Below are 15,656 nucleotides of genomic sequence, written 5' to 3'. Positions count from 1 at the left end.
AAAGGACGCGGGGTCTTCACTATGTTCCGATGCGGTGTGGCTTTAGAGCTCTACTGTTCCGCTGGTGCCCGAAGGACGCTCGCCGGTGATCTTAGATTTGGCGATGGATGAGAGCATCGCCAGTTTGCCGCCGCGGCTGCCCCAGAACTGTGCGGATTCGCCGTTGAAACGAATCAGTCCGAGGTTGGGGTCACTCTTGCCACCGTCGAACCAGGCTTCAACGCTGTCGCTCCACAGCTCATCGATCTTTGAGCGGTCGTCTACAAACTCAACGGTGCCTGCAACGGACAGCCATGAGCCGGCCTCTGCGAAAGCGAGGTTAGCTGAGGGGTTCTGGCGAAGCTGCTGAGCCTGCTCGCCCTGCAAACCGATAAAGAACCAGACATCGGCGTCGTCGGTTACCTGTTGCGGAACCATAGGGTGCGATTCAAGCTTGCCGCTGGGGGATACCGAGGTCATCATAACAAAGCGCTCACCGCGCATGGTTTCTACAACGTCGTTCTGAGTCAGGTCTGACATGTTCTCTCCTTAGATAAAACGTATGCTTACTGTCCTACTGTACCGCGCGTCACTACATCGCGGCGCAAGACTCACCTTGTCAGAACGCAAAAGATTTAAAGGACGCGGGCGCGCACGTAATCGGTGCAGTCAATACCGGGAGCAAAAGGAAAGATGCGCTCCCCCACAATCTCAAACCCGTTTTTGGCGTAGAAAGCGTTAGCGCGCTCATTGTAAATGTTGGTACCCAAGAAAACGGACGCGAAACCCGCTTGCTGTGCATCGTCAACCACGCGGTCCATGAGCTCGTGGGCGACCCCGGTGCCACGCGCATCCGGGTGCACATAGAACTTGCTGAGGTAGGCAGAGTTCTTATCAACAGTATCAAGCAGCTCGGCAGGATCAGGCTGAGTATCAAGCAGGGTGTAGCCCAGCAGTTTTCCGTCTTCACCCTGCGCAAGGTTAATAATCATGCGCTCGGACTGATCCAAAAATTCCGCAAACACGGTCTCATTCAGCTTGTCATCGTTGAACTCCTCAATGGCATCCACCGGAATAAAGTGCGGGCAGGCATCCGGAAAAAGTTCGCGCGCCAGCTCGCTCACAGCAAGAGCGTCATCGGGTGTTGCGGAACGGTAGGTAATGTTCATTCAATCATCCTTCGATTCGCCGGGTAACGGGCAAGGCGCACAACACTAACAAAGAATGTGAGGGTATATCTAGTGGCTACCTCACACCGGCTGTCAGCATAATTTATGACTTTTCGTAGCCGCGAAGCTTATCGAGCTCGCGTCGTTCGCTCTTGGTAGGACGTCCGGTGCCGCGGTCGCGTCGCGGAACACCCGCGCTGAAGTACGAAGGACGCGGCTCCGACAGGTCCTCGTAGCAGGTGACCGCAACCGGTGCGCCCACGCGCTTAGAAATCATCTTTTCAACGCGCAGAACCTTCTCCCAGCCCGGGTAGCGCACGCGCACAATATCGCCGATTTTGAGTTTCTGCGAGGGTTTCACGTGCTCATCGTTCACACGCACGTGCCCGGCGTTGCACTCATCTGTTGCCAACCCGCGCGTCTTAAAAACGCGCACGGACCACAGCCACGCATCCACGCGCGCCGGCTTTTGGGGTTCAGTGCTTTGCTTGGTTGTTTCAGCCATACCTCAAGCCTAGTGGATGCGGCACAGTGCGGGCAGGCACATTATTGACCCGGCGCTTTCGGGCGAACCGGCTATAACCAACCGCCGGTTCAAGCGAAAAACGCCGGGTCAACGCTCGCATCAGCACCGCCCGCTGAGGATCAACTTTTCGCCGGTTACTTCGTGGAACTAGACTGAAAACATGACTGACCTACCCGCGCGCAGCATCCGTACACCCCTTCGACCGGCAGATTCTTGCTCTCTGCTCAACGCAGAACCCCTTGCTGGCACGGCGTCCACCGAGAAACTTTGGGTTGCGCTCGAGCACCCCGGCGGCTGGGGCAAAGACGTGCTCGATGGCAGTGTTTTTGGTGATGAACTTTCCGCCGCCCTGTCAGAAAAGATGAAGGATGCAGGCGCACGGTTTCTGCTCATCCGCAAGCCCGGACGCGAGGGGCAAATCGCCACGGATACGCCGCGGAAAGTCTTCATCGCGCAGGCTGAACTGAACCTCCTCTACGAAATGACGGTTGAAAAACCAGAGGACCTCTTGGAGCTTTCATTGAATCAGCCCGAGTTCATCCCCGGAATTATCGTCAAAAACAACCCCTTAGCTTTGGTTTGCGCACATTCTAAGCGTGATCGCTGCTGCGCCATTGTCGGACGCCCGATTGCCGGCGAGCTTGCCGCGGAGCATCCTGGCGATGCTTGGGAGTGTTCGCACACCGGCGGTCACCGCTTTGCGCCGGTCTCTATCATGCTCCCCTCGGGGTACACCTACGGCCGCCTAACGGCCGACAACGCGCGGGCCGCATTCGGCGCGATGCGTGAAGGTGAGGCTCCCGCCCTTGACGGGCTGCGCGGGCGCTCTATGTACGCGGCACCCGAGCAGGCTGCCGAGATTGCCGTTCGCGAGTTATTGGCAGAGGGCGGCGAGTTCCCACTGGTTTCACACCTCAATGTTTCACGTGAAACGCAAACCGCAACAGGTAGTTTTTCTGCAAACTTAGGCTCGCAGATCGATCAAAGTACACAGGATGCGACGCTCACCTATTCCCGCGTCACCCACCTCGACGGTCGTCGCTGGCTGGTGAGCACCCGCGTCCAGAAGTTGCCAGAGGTCTACGCATCGTGCGGCAAAGCACCCAAGGCAGGCAAGAGCGTGGAAGTCCTCGAAGTGCGTCCCATATAATCCCGCACCCGCAAGGCCCAGGCACAACGCCCCCGAACACCCGCGTCCACGCCCCGGCCCTAGCGCCCGCCGCATCCCGGCGTCCATACCCTCCCCCAGCTCCGGCGTCCAAAGTGACCACGAAACCATCATAATCAGCGCATTTAAGGGAGTATTTTGACGTTTACGTGGTTACAGTGATGTTTTTGTGGTCACCTTAAACAAAAAACTCGACCACCCCGGGCGGGATGGTCGAGCATGAGAAATCCTAAAAGCTAAATGCTTTAGCGCAGAACAGTGATATTTGCTGCCTGCATGCCACGATCGCCCTTTTCAGCGTCGTAAGCTACGGAGTCGCCCTCTTCGAGTGAGCGGAAACCGCCTGAGTTAATCGCGGAGAAATGCGCGAACAAATCTTCTGAGCCGTCATCGGGCTGGATAAATCCGTAGCCTTTTTCGGAGTTAAACCATTTTACGGTGCCAGTAGCCATATGTATTTCTTCCTTTTGGAAAAGTGCGCTCAAACCTCAAACGCGAAAGGTGTGCCCTATCTTTTTCCAAGAAGATGAAACGCAAAACAAAAAACAAAAAGCTTCAAAGACTTACTACACCAACCAGTGGGCACACTCTCAGCCTACGCTATTTTTGAGGATTCTTTGCATTAAGAGGGATATGTCTCCTCCACCGTACCCGCGAGGGGTCACTTATCGTTCGAAAACCCGCTGATTTTGAACGATAAGTGACCCCTCTCGCGGAAGTTTTTAGCTCTCTGCCCAGGCAAAATCCGCCTACCAGGTGCGAGCCTGGTTGCGCGCCAGCAACCAGTTTCCGCCCTGTTGCACAAAATCAATGGTGAAAGCAAGATGCCAGTTGTTGCGGGAGCCATAGACGGTAGCATCGGTGATGATGCGACTGCTCAGCTGAGCTGAATTCCCCGATACGGTAAGGGTAGGTTCAGTCTGCTCACGTGCGCCGTGATAAATGAATTGCCCCTGCCCCATCTCTCGAAGCCACTCTTCACCGGGCTGTTCGTACCCGGTAATATGCACCAGCACAAAATCGTCGGTAATAAACTCAGCGATTTTTTCAGTGCCCCCGGCAACCATCGCATCAAGGTATTCGCGGTAAACATGCAGAATCTCGTTTTTGTCGTTCATACCTTTCTCTTAACAGGTTGTCTTATTTTTCAGGCTTCAGGTCGCCGTAGAACCAAGACGCGGTAACTCCGCCATCCACCAAGAAGTCACTGCCGGAGATGTATCCTCCGTAGCGGCCGCAGATAAAGGCCGCTAGTTCGCCAATCTCATCGGGTGTTCCGCCGCGTCCTACTGGCGATAATTCGAGCATGCGACGATAGCATTCACCACGAGGACCGGTAAGCTCATCGCGAGCAAGCGGCGTGTAAACGATGCCCGGACTAATGGCGTTCAAACGAGCGCCGCGCTTGCCCCACTGTGGTGATTCGCCTTTGACGCGCAGACCGTTACCGCGCTTGGATACTTGGTAGGCATGGAGGGTGTCGTTGACGCTGGTGACGAAGTCGAGTTCTAACAGTTGTTCTGCGGGGGTAGTTGCTAAAAGAGCGTCTTGTTCCACGCTCAAGGCTGGCATGCGATACCCGGACTGCGATGAAATAACGATGCCGTTACCACCTTCAGCAATAATGCTGCCAAAGATTTCTAGGACGACAGCGGTGCCGTAGAGATCAACACGCAAGATGGTGTTAACCGGCGCCTGAGAAGGGGAGACTCCCGCTGCCTAAATGACGTTTGTGACGGCTCCGAGTGAGCTGGCGAGGTCAGCGAGTTCTTGAATGGATGCACGTTGCGCAAGGTCTACGGTGGTAGCTTGCGCATCGAAGCCAGCGTTGAGCAGGGTTTCTACCACGCGTTGCGCGTTATCGCGGTTGAGGTCTGCGACGATGACGGTGTGCCCTGTAGCTATGCGGCGGATAATTGCCTCGCCAATAGAACCTGCACCGATAAGAACTGAAACGTTTTTCATGGCAGCTCCTTGAAATATGCTTTTTTCTTATTCAACTCTTATTTTTACGGCAGAGGTGGATGTTACGAATATTTTTGTTGATGGGGTGACTCTGGAAAGACGCTCTAGTCGCGCAGATAAGCTGTGGAGACCCCTCGCGGAAACAAGAATCTACCGCCCTCACCAGGCATAATAAAAGGGCACACATCTTTCACTTTTGAGGAATCTGAAGGAACCTTTCATGAAGCGCTCTTTTGCTTTCATTCTGGGCCTGAGCCTTGCCACCGGCTCGCTCGCACCCGGTTACGCCGCTGACGGTGACACTCGCATCGGCAATCTCACCGTTCTCGCCACCACGGATGTCCACAGCCACGCCGTTGACTACGACTACTTCACCGGCCAAACTTTCGGCGCGAAAGATTCGGCTAAGGCGCTGGGCATGGACCACCTTTCAACCGCTATCAAACAGTTGCGTACCGAACGCGGCGCCGAGTCAACCCTGCTTCTTGATAACGGCGACGCCAACCAGGGCACTCCCCTGGCGAGCTACTACCAGCAGCACCGCATCGCTGAGACCACCGACCCCATGGCGTCCGTCTTCAACATGCTAGGTTACGACGCGGGTGTGGTCGGCAACCACGAATTCAACTACGGACTCGAGGCATCGGCGCAGTACGTTGACGATCTCAATATGCCGTTGCTCGGCGCAAACGTTATCGACGTCAAGACCGGTCAACCCGCCTACAAGCCCTACGAAATGTTCACCAAAACCGTGAACGGTGAAGAGGTCAAGGTCGGCGTTATTGGCGTTGTCACCCCGGGCGTGAGTACCTGGGACAAGGCAACCGTCAGCGGCAACCTCGAGTTTAAGGACGCCGCAGCCACCGCCGCGCAGTGGGCACCGAAGGTGAAGGCTGAGGGCGCGGACGTCGTCATCGTACTGGCGCACACCGGCTTAGACGCCGACGGTTACGTTTACAACCAGGCGGATCTCACCGAAAACGTTGCAAAATCTGTTGCTGAGCAGTCCACCGACGTTGACGTTGTGGTGGGTGGGCACTCGCACCGTACCGACAAGGTACAGGAGTACTTCACCAATATGAACGGCGAGCGCGTACTGTTTACGCAACCCGGTTACTGGGCGCGTTTTCTCTCTGATATTCAGATCCCGCTGGTGAAAGAGGCTGACGGCGATATTGAGGTGCTGTGGTCTGATGACGCACAACCCACCGCTACCGCTGTGAACGCCCCTGATTTTGCGCAGGATCCCGCGGTTCTTGCGGCAATTGAACCCTATCACTCACAGACTCAGCAGTGGGTGCAGACTGTGGTGGCACAGTCCACCGAACAGATGCCAGCGGCCACCAGCGCGTGGGAAGACACCGCGATTGTCGACTTTATTAACCGCGTCCAAACCGATGAACTTACCCGCGCGTTGAAGGGCACCCAGTACGAGGGCCTGCCGGTGCTGGCTGAAGCATCTCCGTTCTCACGCACCGCCGTGTTCAATCAGGGCGACGTGACTATTGCCGACATGGCTGGTCTCTACATCTATGACAACACCCTCTACGGTGTTGAGATGACCGGCGCGCAGATTAAGGACTACCTGGAGTACTCCGCCCGCTACTACAAGCAGCAGGAGCCCGGCGCTGAGATTGCGGACTGGTCAACCGTGACCAACGAGATTTATCCCGGCGACACCCGCGGTATTCCCGATTATTCCTACGATATTCTCTCGGGCGTCAACTATCACATCAACATTTCAAAGCCCGTTGGGCAGCGCATTGAAAACCTCACTCTTGCCGACGGTACCGAACTGGCAGACGATGCGCGCGTGGTTCTCGCCGTGAACAACTACCGCTGGTCGGGCGGCTCGGGTTACCCGCACGTGACGAACGCACCCATTGTTTATGAGGAGCAGAAGGCTGTTCGTGACCTCATGATTGACTGGGCGATCGAGCACAAGACCATTGATCCGGCTGACTTCTTTGAGCAGAGCTGGACTGTTGGCACCAGCGCGGCTGTACAGGAACCCGTTCCGAGCGAGCCGGCACCGAGCGAACCTATGCCCGCTCCTAGCGAGGTTGACCCCAGCCAGCCTGCACCCGCTCCGTCTGAGGTAGCACCCGGTGAGGATTCTTCGGTTGTAACGCCTGTTCCAGCATCGGCAGAAAGCAAAGACCCTTCGGTTTCTGTGGGTGACGCGGATTCCGCTGCAGGTCAGCCCCAGCCTGTCACTGTGAACCAGGATGACTCCGCCACTGTGGCACGTGAGGACGCGAGTTCCTCCGCTATCTCGCGTGGCGCGTTGGCGCATACCGGCGCGCACGTGGCTGGCGTCCTTATCGCGTCCGCCCTGTTGCTCCTGACCGGTGGCGCAGCATTGATGGTGAGCCGCCGCAAGAAGGCCTAGCTTTTTCTTCTACACCGCCGAGGGGTCACTTACCCTTCAAAAACCCGCTGTTTTTAAAGGGTGAGTGACCCCTTGCGTGTATTCTAGGCGGCGAACGGGTCGTTCTCTGAATCCCGCGAGACATTAAGCTCGATGCGTCGCGTGATGGCGTCCGCAACGTCCTGCCCTTGTTCATGGGCGATAAGAGCCGCCGTCATATCCATACCCGCGGCAACACCGGAGGACGTCCACCGATTTCTGTCGTGCACCCAGCGAGCGCAAGATTTCCATTCGACGTTTTCCCCAAATGACGATGCCCACGCGAAAGCCCGTTTGTTGCTGGTGGTAGCGTAACCTTCAAGAGCACCGGCAGCTGCTAACAAAGCGGAACCTGTACAGACAGAGAGAACGAGTTGGGCCCTGTCAGCAACACCTTTGAGCCAGGCCAAGAACTCCTGATTTTCCGCGAGAGGACGCGTACCTGCGCCGCCGGGGATGAGGATGATGTCGCAATCCTTGGCAAGGTCTGCGTAGCTTTTCTCGGCAATCACCTGCACGCCTTGAGAACTGGCAACAGCACCGCTTTTGGGGGATGCGAACTCTACGGTGTACGCGGCCACCAGGTTGAGGAGTTCAACTGGGCCGAAGACGTCCAGCAGTTCAAAGCCGTCAAAGAGAATCACTGAGATCCGGCGGGTGCCCGCGGGGCTGGTGGGAGTTGTCATTCTTCTAGTCTATGCCCGGCGCCGAGCCTGCACTTTAACCCGGATTTTCGCCCAAAAACAGGGTTAAAGTGCAGTCTCGGCGAGATTTTTAACTTTTTTAAAAAAGTTTTTTGTTTTTGCGTCATGAAATCGGTGAAACCTGCTCTTTAAGGGTGACGGCGTAAAAACCGCCACCGTTGAAACTGAAGTTTTCTTTAGGGAAACGCTGGTAGATAGTTGTCGAGAGTCCTCTTCCTGGGAGCTCTGGGCTAGATAGACCAACGGGGTGTTCTCTTTCGTGCTGAAAAGGGAACATCAGAAATTTTAGTGAGACGGTGTGCTTGCACGGTGCTGGGGAGTTCCGGGCAAGTGATGCGGTGTGGCTGCGCGAAGTTGGGGAACTTCAGCTCAGCCTGGCGTCGTCCGAAACCCGTAGATCCTGGGGAGGGTTTGCTGGTTTCGTTCTCACAACACACTGTGTGAGCCTAAAACTTAATATGGGTGCCGATGCGCTTGGGGAAGTTCATCTGCACCGCACATGTGCCCGCGCCTTGGGGAAGGTGCGGGCACATTTTTGTCGCATCTGCCCCTTGCCACCTACCTTTCAGGACAGGCGATAAACAACCTCTGATGTGGGAAAATACTCTCTCAACATTGAAAAATGCCCGTGACCTGCCTGCCGCGTCTGCCTTAGTATGGTGAACTTCAGAAATGAGCTTTCCCCGTCATTTCTGATGACATCAGTTAATCCCTTGATAAGAAGCTCCCCATGACTACTCCCCTCACCGCTACGCCGGTGGATCGTCGTAAATTTTTTGCTGTTGCAACTGCAGCGGGCGCTGTTGATCAGCGACGCGGCAACCGCAATGATGAAGGCGGTTTTGTCGAGGCTCTCAAGCGCTGGTTCAACTAAATCTTCACAGTCACCGCAGCAATCGGGAAGTTTTGACAGCCTCTTAGCGTTGTGCGTACTGAACACATGTGAAAGGTAGATGATGGCACGTAAAGATACCGTGGGCACCACCCCGCTCGAAGTTTTCATTTGGGGCGAAGGCGAGAATGAGCAGGACCCTCAAGACGAGTTGCGCACCGAGTTTTTGGAACAAGCGCAGGCATTGTTAGATGAGGGCGCCGATATTGCCGTGTATTCAACGGATTCTTACCCGAGTGCTTTTGAGCAGTGCGTACCGGTTGCCGAGATGATTGAGGTGTCAGGACGCGACTGCCTGCCCCTGATGCTGGTGGATGGTGTGGTGAAGGTTTCGTTCATGTACCCCACCGCTGAGCAGATGCGTCGCTTCTCTCACGCTAACGAAGTTAAGCCGAAGAAGGTTTCTGCCGCGGCGGCTGCGTGCGGTACCGGTGGTGCGGACGAGGTCAGCACCGCACCTGCCCTAGAACCGGCTGGTTTCGCGGCAACCCTGGCAGGTGTTACCGAAAAACCCGCTGGCGGCCCAGAGATTGGCAACCGCATCAATTTGATGGGCGGCGATTTTGGCGACGGCATTCCGACCGAAGGGTCGGTCGCTATCAAGTCAGTAACTTCAATTACTCAGGCAATGATGCAGCCGGCGTCCTCAAACGGCGGAGGTTGCGGATGCGGCAACTGCGGCTGTTCCTAACCCGCTGCAGACCGGTATTTCGTGCAAATGGGCGGCAGATACATGAACAAAACATTAAAAAGGTAGCTGCCATTCATCACTTTTGCGTTGAGGCCAGGGAGACTTAACAGTAAACTATAAAAATTCTTAGTGGAAGGTTAGGTAACATCCGTGGTCAATGTGCCCCCACCACCAAGAGAGTCCGATACCTCTGCCCAACCAGGGTATTGGTACGAATCTCTCTCCGACCATCATGTTGAGGTTCTCAATCTCTTGCGAGATTATCGAGAGGCCGAACGCAAGATGAGATCTCATACTCGAGACGATATGCGAATGAATGAGACAGAATTGCTGGCTCTGCGTTATCTTCTCAAACAAACAAATCTGAATACGCCGGTTCTACAGCGTGATATCGCTCGGGAATTAGGGATTACGGGAGCTTCTGCTAGTGCTCTTGCCCAGCGATTAGAGCGAGACGGTTATATCGAGAGAAATCCTCACCCTAAAGATGGTCGAGCAACGGTCTTGGTTCCAACGGTGAAGACTAATGAGGAAGTCCGAAGCACGTTGAACGAGATGCACCAGCAGATGTTCGATGTGGTAAGACAGCTTGATGACCGTGAGGTCTTAGCGGTCAAGAAATTTTTGATTGCGATGATCGAAACGGTGAAAAACCACTAGTCAAGTTCACATAGTTCGAAAAAATGAATACTTGCCTTGAAAAATAAATTTTTTCTCTTTTTTTATTCTCAAATTGTTAGTTAGGATAACTATCAGTATGAAATGAGGGGAAAGAATGCAGGGCAACCAAAACCATCAGGCAATGATCGTCAGAGCAGACAGCTCAGAAACGCTCCACCCTTCAGTACACCCCAAACTAGCTGGAGCGTTGAGAATCGTGCTCATTGTTGCCGCCCTACTGGCAACAGCCGGCAGTTTCAGAGGCGAAGACATCGCGGGTCTTCCTCTCTTTGCAAGCGCCGTGGCACTGACCTTTGGCATTCAATGGATCGCTTACATCCCCGCCTACCTCGCACAAACCGAGAAGTTCTACGACCTTCTCGGCGGCATGGGATTTATCATCGGCACCCTTTTCATCTTCTTCGCAACCGAGCACAAGGACGCGCGCACCTGGGTACTCGCATCCTTAATAACCCTGTGGGCACTACGCCTAGCGGGCTTTCTCTTTTGGCGCGTTCACCGCTTTGGCGGCGATGACCGATTTGACGACATCAAGCCCAACAAGCTGCGCTTTTTGCTCACGTGAACCTTGCAGGCCCTATGGATTTCAGCAACTTCTTTGGCGGCATGGATTGCCATGTCATCGACGCATCGCCATGAATTTGGTGTTCTCAGTTGGGTAGGGCTAGTTCTTTGGGCACTCGGTATGACCTGTGAAGTCACCGCAGATATCCAAAAGGCTATCTTTAAATCCAACCCCGCCAACCGCGGAAAGTTCATCTCAACGGGGTTGTGGGCGCACTCGCGTCACCCCAACTATTTTGGTGAAATACTCCTCTGGCTAGGTATTTTCTTAATATCAGCGCCGGCGCTTACCGGATGGCAGTGGGCAGGAATCATCTCGCCACTCATGGTGATTCTCCTCCTCACACGCGTCAGCGGCATACCCCTGCTCGAGAAAAAGCCGACCAAAAATGGGGCAACACCCCCGACTACCGCGATTACAAAAACAACACACCCGTACTCATCCCCCGACTGCGCGCAAGGTAAAACTGTGCAAGAAATTTCAAGCCCCCTGCTGGTAGACCCCAGCACCACACACCAGAACACAACAGACGTCCTCGAACACAGGCTCCAGCAATCCCCCCGCCACATCGCCTTTGAGACCCCTGTGCGCGACGCATCCGGCACCATCACCCGCTGGAAACCCATCACCACCGAAGCCTTTGCCCGCGACGTCAAAGCCTTCGCCAAAGGACTCATCGGCAAAAACGTACAACCCGGCGACCGCGTGGCAATCTTTGCCCCCACCCGCTACGAATGGGCAGTAGCAGACCTTGCCATCATGTACGCTGGCGGCGTCGTCGTACCCGTCTACGAAACAAGCTCACCCGCACAAATCACCGCAATCTTGCGGGATGCCAAAGTGCGCGTAGTCTTCACCGAAACCAGTCAACAGCGCCAACACTTTGAAAAAGCCTACGCCCAGCACAACATCAGCAACAAGGTATTCTGCCTCGAAGACGAATGGTGCATCAACACGCTGGTGGACGCCGGCGCCCACATCAGCGACGAAACCCTTGAAGAACGACGAACCCGCGCCGCCCTCGACGACGTAGCAACAATTGTCTACACCTCCGGCACCACATCGGACCCCAAAGGCGCCAAAATTACCCATCGCAACCTTGTAGGACAGGTACTCAACATAGCAGCCGCCTACAGCGAAGTAGTGCACGAACAGGGCTCCACCGTCATCTTCCTACCCCTCGCTCACGTGCTCGCACGCGGCCTGCAATTCGCCTGCCTCGCCGGCGGCATGCGCGTCTCACACCTCTCAGACCCCAAAGAACTCATCGGCCAGCTGCCCACCATCCAGCCAAGCTTCCTGGTGCTGGTACCCCGCGTCCTCGAAAAAATTCAAGAAACATCGCGGCACAAGCCGAAAATAAGAGGCTCGCATCCGCATGGCAAAAAGCGCGTGCCGTCGCCATCCAACGAGGCACATATCTCGAAGACAAAGTTGCACCCGCGCACATTCCCACGCGTCACCGGGCACAACACGCCTTCTTCAACAAGCTGTTCTACTCGCGCGTGCGCAAGCTGCTCGGCGGCAACATGGAATAGACGCTAGCCGGCGGCGCACCACTCAACCGCGACCTCTCACTACTCTTTAGAGGCATGGGCATACCCGTCATTGAAGGTTACGGACTCACCGAAACCACAGCCCCCATCGCGGGCAACCTGCCGCACAGCATCCGCTCAGGAACCGTAGGCGCCCCACTGCCCGGGGTAACCATCCGCGTGGCCGACTCCGGCGAAATCCTAGTACAAGGAATCGGCGTCTTCAGCGGCTACACCAGCGCACCCGCCACCGCAGATGCCTTCGACGGCGACTTCTTCAAAACCGGCGACACCGGATCTATCAACGACGGCTTTCTAACACTCAACGGCAGAGTCAAAGACGACATCCTCACCTCTGGCGGCAAGTCAATCTCGCCCTACACCTGGGAAAACGAAGTCACCCGCAACCCACTAGTAGCACACGCCGTAGTGGTCGGCGAAGGACGCAACTACCTCACCGCGCTCATCGTGCCTAATGAGGAGGAACTCGCATCCTCAACACTCAGTAACAACGAGGTCTACGCAAGCATCGAAAAAAGTGTGCGCGACGCCAACGCCCTCGTGACACGCAATGAACAGGTCAAAAAATTCGCGGTGGCGCGCTGATCTGTCCGACCCCACGCTGGTAACCCCCACGCAAAAACTCAAGCGCGCGATTTTTACGCAGCGTTGGGCGCGGGAAATAGAGCAACTTTACGTGTAAGAGGTTCTTCCTCTTGCGCCGAGATCCTGATTCATCGATGAAATCCTGTTTTAAATCAGGATCTCGGCGGTCATGGTACGGGAAAACTACGCAGCCTTAACCGGCACCCACACCTGCATCTGATAGTCGTCGGAGGTCGGATCGCCCGGCGCGTACGCCTCAAACACAGGGCCGTTGGGAACAAAACCAGAAGTCGGCAGGTACTGCCCCATCAGCTGGTCAACACCGGCCATGATGCTCATCGGAATCGCACCCTGAACATTAGTCACCGCAAACTCACCGGCAGGAATAACAATCGCGTTCAGCCCGAGTTGCGCGGCGACGTCCTTGTTCTCCACCAGAATGCCCGCCATGTAATCGAACTGGTTATTCTGGTTCATGCCCAGAATTAGACCAAACATGTGCACATTCTCTAGCGGGACGCCGCGCTGCGCCGCGTGCTTGGTCAGCTTGTCCCACAGTGCGCCCATACCAGCGTTCGGGCCCTGCGTAACGAGCTCGCGAAAGCCAGCCAGCACAAACTCATCCTTGTGTTCAACGTGTGCGCCAATCATGGGCGTCCTTTCGGTAGAAAACTTTTTACTGGCTTTAAGTCTAGTGGACGCGGACGCGCCCCTCCCCCCTTGCGCCGAGATCCTGATTCATCGACGAGATCCTGTTTTAAATCAGGATTTCGTCGATGAATCAGGATCTCGGCGGGTAAAAACTATGCGGACGCGGCCTTCAGGTATTCCAGCGCGATGGGTGCGCCGGTGATTGAACCGAAGTCACCGTCCTCAACGACGAGCGCCATCGCAATATCCTGGTGCACAGCGATTACCCATGAGTGGGTCTTCGGCGGATTGTCGTTACCGTATTCTGCAGTGCCGGTTTTGCCGTAGGCAACATTCGGGCTCAGCTCCTGCAGTGGCTTCAAACCGCCGTCCTCAACGACGCCGCGCATGAGCTTTTGCAGTTGCTTAGCCTCATCGGCGGTGACGGAATCACCGGCGGGCTTTGCCTCCTCAAGGCCCGCATCCTTGACCAGCACCGGCTTGACGATCTCGCCCTTTGCCGCGGATGCAGCCACCACCGCCATTGCCAGCGGAGATACTAAAACATCGCCCTGCCCAATCAGGGACGCGGCGTGCGTAACCTCAGAATCGGTGGCAGGTACAGTACCCATGAAAGCATCGATGCCCAGGTCAATGCTCATTTCAACACCGAGGGACTTGGCAGCATTTTGCAGATCCTCCTGCGAAACAGTGTCACGCTCATTGATGAAGGCGGTGTTGCAGGACTGCGCCACGGCAACAGATAGGGGCTGCTCACCGAGGGCGTCCGCCGGGTAGGTGGATGCGTTTTTGAAGGTCTGCCCATCCACCGTCACGGATTCGCTGCAGTTCACGGTTGATTCGGGGGTGAAGTTTTTGCGGAGCAACGCCAGCGAGGTGGGCACCTTGAAGGTGGAACCGGGGGCGTACTGCGCAAGAAGCGCGGTGGAGAACCCCTCGGATGCTTCACCGTTAGCGGCGGTGATGATTTCACCGGTCGAAACGCGCAGGGCAACGATGGCGCTGGGTGAGGTCTGACTGGCAAGAAGGTCAACCGCTTTTTGCTGAAGGTCAGCGTCCAGGGTGATTGTCATGGGCTTACCGTCGACAGCCTTAACCTCCTGCGGGGTTGAAAGTTTATACCCGGGACTGCCATCGGTTTCAAGGTTCACAATGTTCACCGCGTAACCGTACGTGCCACCCAGCTGATCTTGAAAGCGCCCCTGCAGGCCGCCGCGTCCTACCTGCTGACCGGCAGAAATTGTGCCGTCGGAGTTTTTGACGTCTTCTTCGCTGGCATCGCCCACGCTACCGAGAATGTCGGGAGCGAAACCTGCGGACGGGGCAAGCGGCAGGGAATCTTCAGCGGTATGCACACCGTCAATAGCATCAAGTTTCGCCCGATCAAGTTCTTTAAAGGCTTCTTCGCGCAGCACGATTGCCTCAACGAACTGCTGGTCGCCTGCATTTTTCACGGTATTTTCGTAGGCGTCAGCATCGACGTCTACAAGTTCTGCGAGCGCTCGAGCCGATTTACTCTGTTGCTCTTCATCGCTCAGCTGAGTCTTGTCGAGACCCACGCGTACTACGGGGCGCAGGGCGACGATTTTCGAGTCGTGAGCACCGAGAATTTCGCCGCGCGTCGGCGCATCGGTGACGAGCTGAAGACCGCTGGTATGCGTGAGGTCGCTGTGCACGAGGGTTTGCTCCCAGACAGTTTGCCAGGCGTCCTCGATCTTGTTCAGCGTGGCTGTGGTGTCGTACTCCCACTTTTGTTGCGAGCTGTCGACCGTCCACGCCCAGTGCAGGGGTACGGTGCGCGCGTCCTTGTTATCGCCCTTGGCAACATCACCGGCTGTCACTTCTACGGACGCACCCGCCATATTCCGCACGATGTTCTGCAAAGATGCTTGCGCGTCGGAAGCCAGGGTATCGACGAATCTCTGTCCGTTCACGTCCAGGTTGGTGAGGGCGGATGCGAGGCCCTGCGCCGCGTCCTTGGCACCGGAGTTGGAGCCGCAGGCTGACAGCGGCAAAAGAGCGGAGATGCCGGCACCCAGCATAAGGGTGCGGCGGGTAAAGACAGGGTTCATGGGGGGCTACTTTCGCGGTTCAGAACTGTGGAGCAGGACATG

At 55.9% G+C, this 15,656-nt stretch carries 16 protein-coding genes and 2 pseudogenes; 8 read left to right on the top strand and 10 right to left on the bottom strand.

Translation table 11 applies throughout. The features are described from left to right. Positions 1-42: 42 nt before the first annotated feature. The 3 genes from IDM49_RS00605 to IDM49_RS00595 all read right to left on the bottom strand — a co-directional run bounded on the left by IDM49_RS00605 (position 43) and on the right by IDM49_RS00595 (position 1,653). On the bottom strand, positions 43-519 hold the full coding sequence (locus IDM49_RS00605; RefSeq protein ID WP_168615246.1) for a pyridoxamine 5'-phosphate oxidase family protein: 477 nt from the start codon (positions 517-519) through the stop codon (positions 43-45). Between the two features lie 95 nt (positions 520-614). Further along, positions 615-1,148, bottom strand: coding sequence for a GNAT family N-acetyltransferase (locus IDM49_RS00600; protein WP_190724652.1), 534 nt, complete (start codon positions 1,146-1,148; stop codon positions 615-617). A 103-nt stretch (positions 1,149-1,251) separates the two neighbouring features. After that, entirely contained in the window at positions 1,252-1,653 is a 402-nt protein-coding gene (locus IDM49_RS00595; RefSeq protein ID WP_168615244.1) for an RNA-binding S4 domain-containing protein, read from the bottom strand. A 181-nt stretch (positions 1,654-1,834) separates the two neighbouring features. Here IDM49_RS00595 and IDM49_RS00590 point away from each other — a divergent pair, with 181 nt between their 5' ends. Further along, a complete protein-coding gene (locus tag IDM49_RS00590; RefSeq protein WP_190724651.1) occupies positions 1,835-2,824 on the top strand; it encodes a sucrase ferredoxin in 990 nt (329 codons plus the stop codon). 263 nt (positions 2,825-3,087) lie between these two features. Here IDM49_RS00590 and IDM49_RS00585 read toward each other — a convergent pair whose 3' ends face one another. The 4 genes and pseudogenes from IDM49_RS00585 to IDM49_RS12165 all read right to left on the bottom strand — a co-directional run bounded on the left by IDM49_RS00585 (position 3,088) and on the right by IDM49_RS12165 (position 4,807). Next, positions 3,088-3,294 (bottom strand): cold-shock protein, encoded by a 207-nt coding sequence (locus IDM49_RS00585; RefSeq protein ID WP_168615242.1) that lies wholly within the window; start codon positions 3,292-3,294, stop codon positions 3,088-3,090. Positions 3,295-3,591: 297 nt separating this feature from the next. Further along, on the bottom strand, positions 3,592-3,960 hold the full coding sequence (locus tag IDM49_RS00580) for a nuclear transport factor 2 family protein (RefSeq protein WP_190724650.1): 369 nt from the start codon (positions 3,958-3,960) through the stop codon (positions 3,592-3,594). A 22-nt stretch (positions 3,961-3,982) separates the two neighbouring features. Next, positions 3,983-4,549 (bottom strand): annotated as a pseudogene (locus IDM49_RS00575) (SDR family oxidoreductase); the annotation flags it as partial. Between the two features lie 12 nt (positions 4,550-4,561). Beyond that, positions 4,562-4,807 carry an SDR family NAD(P)-dependent oxidoreductase gene (locus IDM49_RS12165; protein WP_228008122.1) on the bottom strand — a complete coding sequence of 82 codons (246 nt, stop codon included), beginning with the start codon at positions 4,805-4,807 and terminating at the stop codon, positions 4,562-4,564. Between the two features lie 220 nt (positions 4,808-5,027). Between IDM49_RS12165 and IDM49_RS00570 the strand changes: the two genes are divergently transcribed. Next, positions 5,028-7,199, top strand: coding sequence for a 5'-nucleotidase C-terminal domain-containing protein (locus tag IDM49_RS00570; protein WP_190724649.1), 2,172 nt, complete (start codon positions 5,028-5,030; stop codon positions 7,197-7,199). A gap of 83 nt (positions 7,200-7,282) precedes the next feature. Here IDM49_RS00570 and IDM49_RS00565 read toward each other — a convergent pair whose 3' ends face one another. Continuing rightward, entirely contained in the window at positions 7,283-7,903 is a 621-nt protein-coding gene (locus tag IDM49_RS00565; RefSeq protein ID WP_190724648.1) for a DJ-1/PfpI family protein, read from the bottom strand. Between the two features lie 748 nt (positions 7,904-8,651). Between IDM49_RS00565 and IDM49_RS00560 the strand changes: the two genes are divergently transcribed. From IDM49_RS00560 to IDM49_RS12155, 6 genes and pseudogenes are all read left to right on the top strand, one after another. Then, on the top strand, positions 8,652-8,795 hold the full coding sequence (locus tag IDM49_RS00560; RefSeq protein ID WP_168615238.1) for a hypothetical protein: 144 nt from the start codon (positions 8,652-8,654) through the stop codon (positions 8,793-8,795). A gap of 79 nt (positions 8,796-8,874) precedes the next feature. Continuing rightward, positions 8,875-9,504, top strand: a complete 630-nt coding sequence (locus IDM49_RS00555; RefSeq protein ID WP_190724647.1) for an arsenic metallochaperone ArsD family protein — start codon at positions 8,875-8,877, stop codon at positions 9,502-9,504. A gap of 312 nt (positions 9,505-9,816) precedes the next feature. Beyond that, entirely contained in the window at positions 9,817-10,164 is a 348-nt protein-coding gene (locus IDM49_RS00550; RefSeq protein WP_228008121.1) for a MarR family winged helix-turn-helix transcriptional regulator, read from the top strand. 115 nt (positions 10,165-10,279) lie between these two features. After that, positions 10,280-11,080: pseudogene (locus IDM49_RS00545) on the top strand (DUF1295 domain-containing protein); the annotation flags it as partial. Further along, the gene (locus tag IDM49_RS12160; RefSeq protein WP_322745993.1) at positions 11,075-12,295 is read left to right on the top strand and encodes an AMP-binding protein; all 1,221 of its coding nucleotides are present in this window, start codon (positions 11,075-11,077) and stop codon (positions 12,293-12,295) included. The pseudogene IDM49_RS00545 and the gene IDM49_RS12160, both read left to right, overlap by 6 nt. Positions 12,296-12,342: 47 nt before the next feature. Continuing rightward, on the top strand, positions 12,343-12,891 hold the full coding sequence (locus IDM49_RS12155; RefSeq protein WP_228008119.1) for an AMP-binding protein: 549 nt from the start codon (positions 12,343-12,345) through the stop codon (positions 12,889-12,891). A 183-nt stretch (positions 12,892-13,074) separates the two neighbouring features. Here IDM49_RS12155 and IDM49_RS00535 read toward each other — a convergent pair whose 3' ends face one another. Continuing rightward, a complete protein-coding gene (locus IDM49_RS00535) occupies positions 13,075-13,542 on the bottom strand; it encodes a GyrI-like domain-containing protein (RefSeq protein ID WP_168615236.1) in 468 nt (155 codons plus the stop codon). 152 nt (positions 13,543-13,694) lie between these two features. Continuing rightward, positions 13,695-15,614, bottom strand: coding sequence for a penicillin-binding transpeptidase domain-containing protein (locus IDM49_RS00530; protein ID WP_190724646.1), 1,920 nt, complete (start codon positions 15,612-15,614; stop codon positions 13,695-13,697). Positions 15,615-15,656 lie beyond the last annotated feature (42 nt).

The sequence above is a fragment of the Rothia terrae genome (assembly GCF_014705925.2).
GTDB lineage: Bacteria > Actinomycetota > Actinomycetes > Actinomycetales > Micrococcaceae > Rothia > Rothia terrae.
This window is presented reverse-complemented; position numbering and strand designations above follow the sequence as displayed.

What these genes read in the sequence shown, in the direction of transcription:
- IDM49_RS00605 (WP_168615246.1), bottom strand. Translation starts at nt 519, where the DNA reads ATGTCAGACCTGACTCAGAACGACGTTGTAGAAACCATGCGCGGTGAG.
- IDM49_RS00600 (WP_190724652.1), bottom strand. Translation starts at nt 1,148, where the DNA reads ATGAACATTACCTACCGTTCCGCAACACCCGATGACGCTCTTGCTGTG.
- IDM49_RS00595 (WP_168615244.1), bottom strand. Translation starts at nt 1,653, where the DNA reads ATGGCTGAAACAACCAAGCAAAGCACTGAACCCCAAAAGCCGGCGCGC.
- IDM49_RS00590 (WP_190724651.1), top strand. Translation starts at nt 1,835, where the DNA reads ATGACTGACCTACCCGCGCGCAGCATCCGTACACCCCTTCGACCGGCA.
- IDM49_RS00585 (WP_168615242.1), bottom strand. Translation starts at nt 3,294, where the DNA reads ATGGCTACTGGCACCGTAAAATGGTTTAACTCCGAAAAAGGCTACGGA.
- IDM49_RS00580 (WP_190724650.1), bottom strand. Translation starts at nt 3,960, where the DNA reads ATGAACGACAAAAACGAGATTCTGCATGTTTACCGCGAATACCTTGAT.
- IDM49_RS12165 (WP_228008122.1), bottom strand. Translation starts at nt 4,807, where the DNA reads ATGAAAAACGTTTCAGTTCTTATCGGTGCAGGTTCTATTGGCGAGGCA.
- IDM49_RS00570 (WP_190724649.1), top strand. Translation starts at nt 5,028, where the DNA reads ATGAAGCGCTCTTTTGCTTTCATTCTGGGCCTGAGCCTTGCCACCGGC.
- IDM49_RS00565 (WP_190724648.1), bottom strand. Translation starts at nt 7,903, where the DNA reads ATGACAACTCCCACCAGCCCCGCGGGCACCCGCCGGATCTCAGTGATT.
- IDM49_RS00560 (WP_168615238.1), top strand. Translation starts at nt 8,652, where the DNA reads ATGACTACTCCCCTCACCGCTACGCCGGTGGATCGTCGTAAATTTTTT.
- IDM49_RS00555 (WP_190724647.1), top strand. Translation starts at nt 8,875, where the DNA reads ATGATGGCACGTAAAGATACCGTGGGCACCACCCCGCTCGAAGTTTTC.
- IDM49_RS00550 (WP_228008121.1), top strand. Translation starts at nt 9,817, where the DNA reads ATGAATGAGACAGAATTGCTGGCTCTGCGTTATCTTCTCAAACAAACA.
- IDM49_RS12160 (WP_322745993.1), top strand. Translation starts at nt 11,075, where the DNA reads ATGGTGATTCTCCTCCTCACACGCGTCAGCGGCATACCCCTGCTCGAG.
- IDM49_RS12155 (WP_228008119.1), top strand. Translation starts at nt 12,343, where the DNA reads ATGGGCATACCCGTCATTGAAGGTTACGGACTCACCGAAACCACAGCC.
- IDM49_RS00535 (WP_168615236.1), bottom strand. Translation starts at nt 13,542, where the DNA reads ATGATTGGCGCACACGTTGAACACAAGGATGAGTTTGTGCTGGCTGGC.
- IDM49_RS00530 (WP_190724646.1), bottom strand. Translation starts at nt 15,614, where the DNA reads ATGAACCCTGTCTTTACCCGCCGCACCCTTATGCTGGGTGCCGGCATC.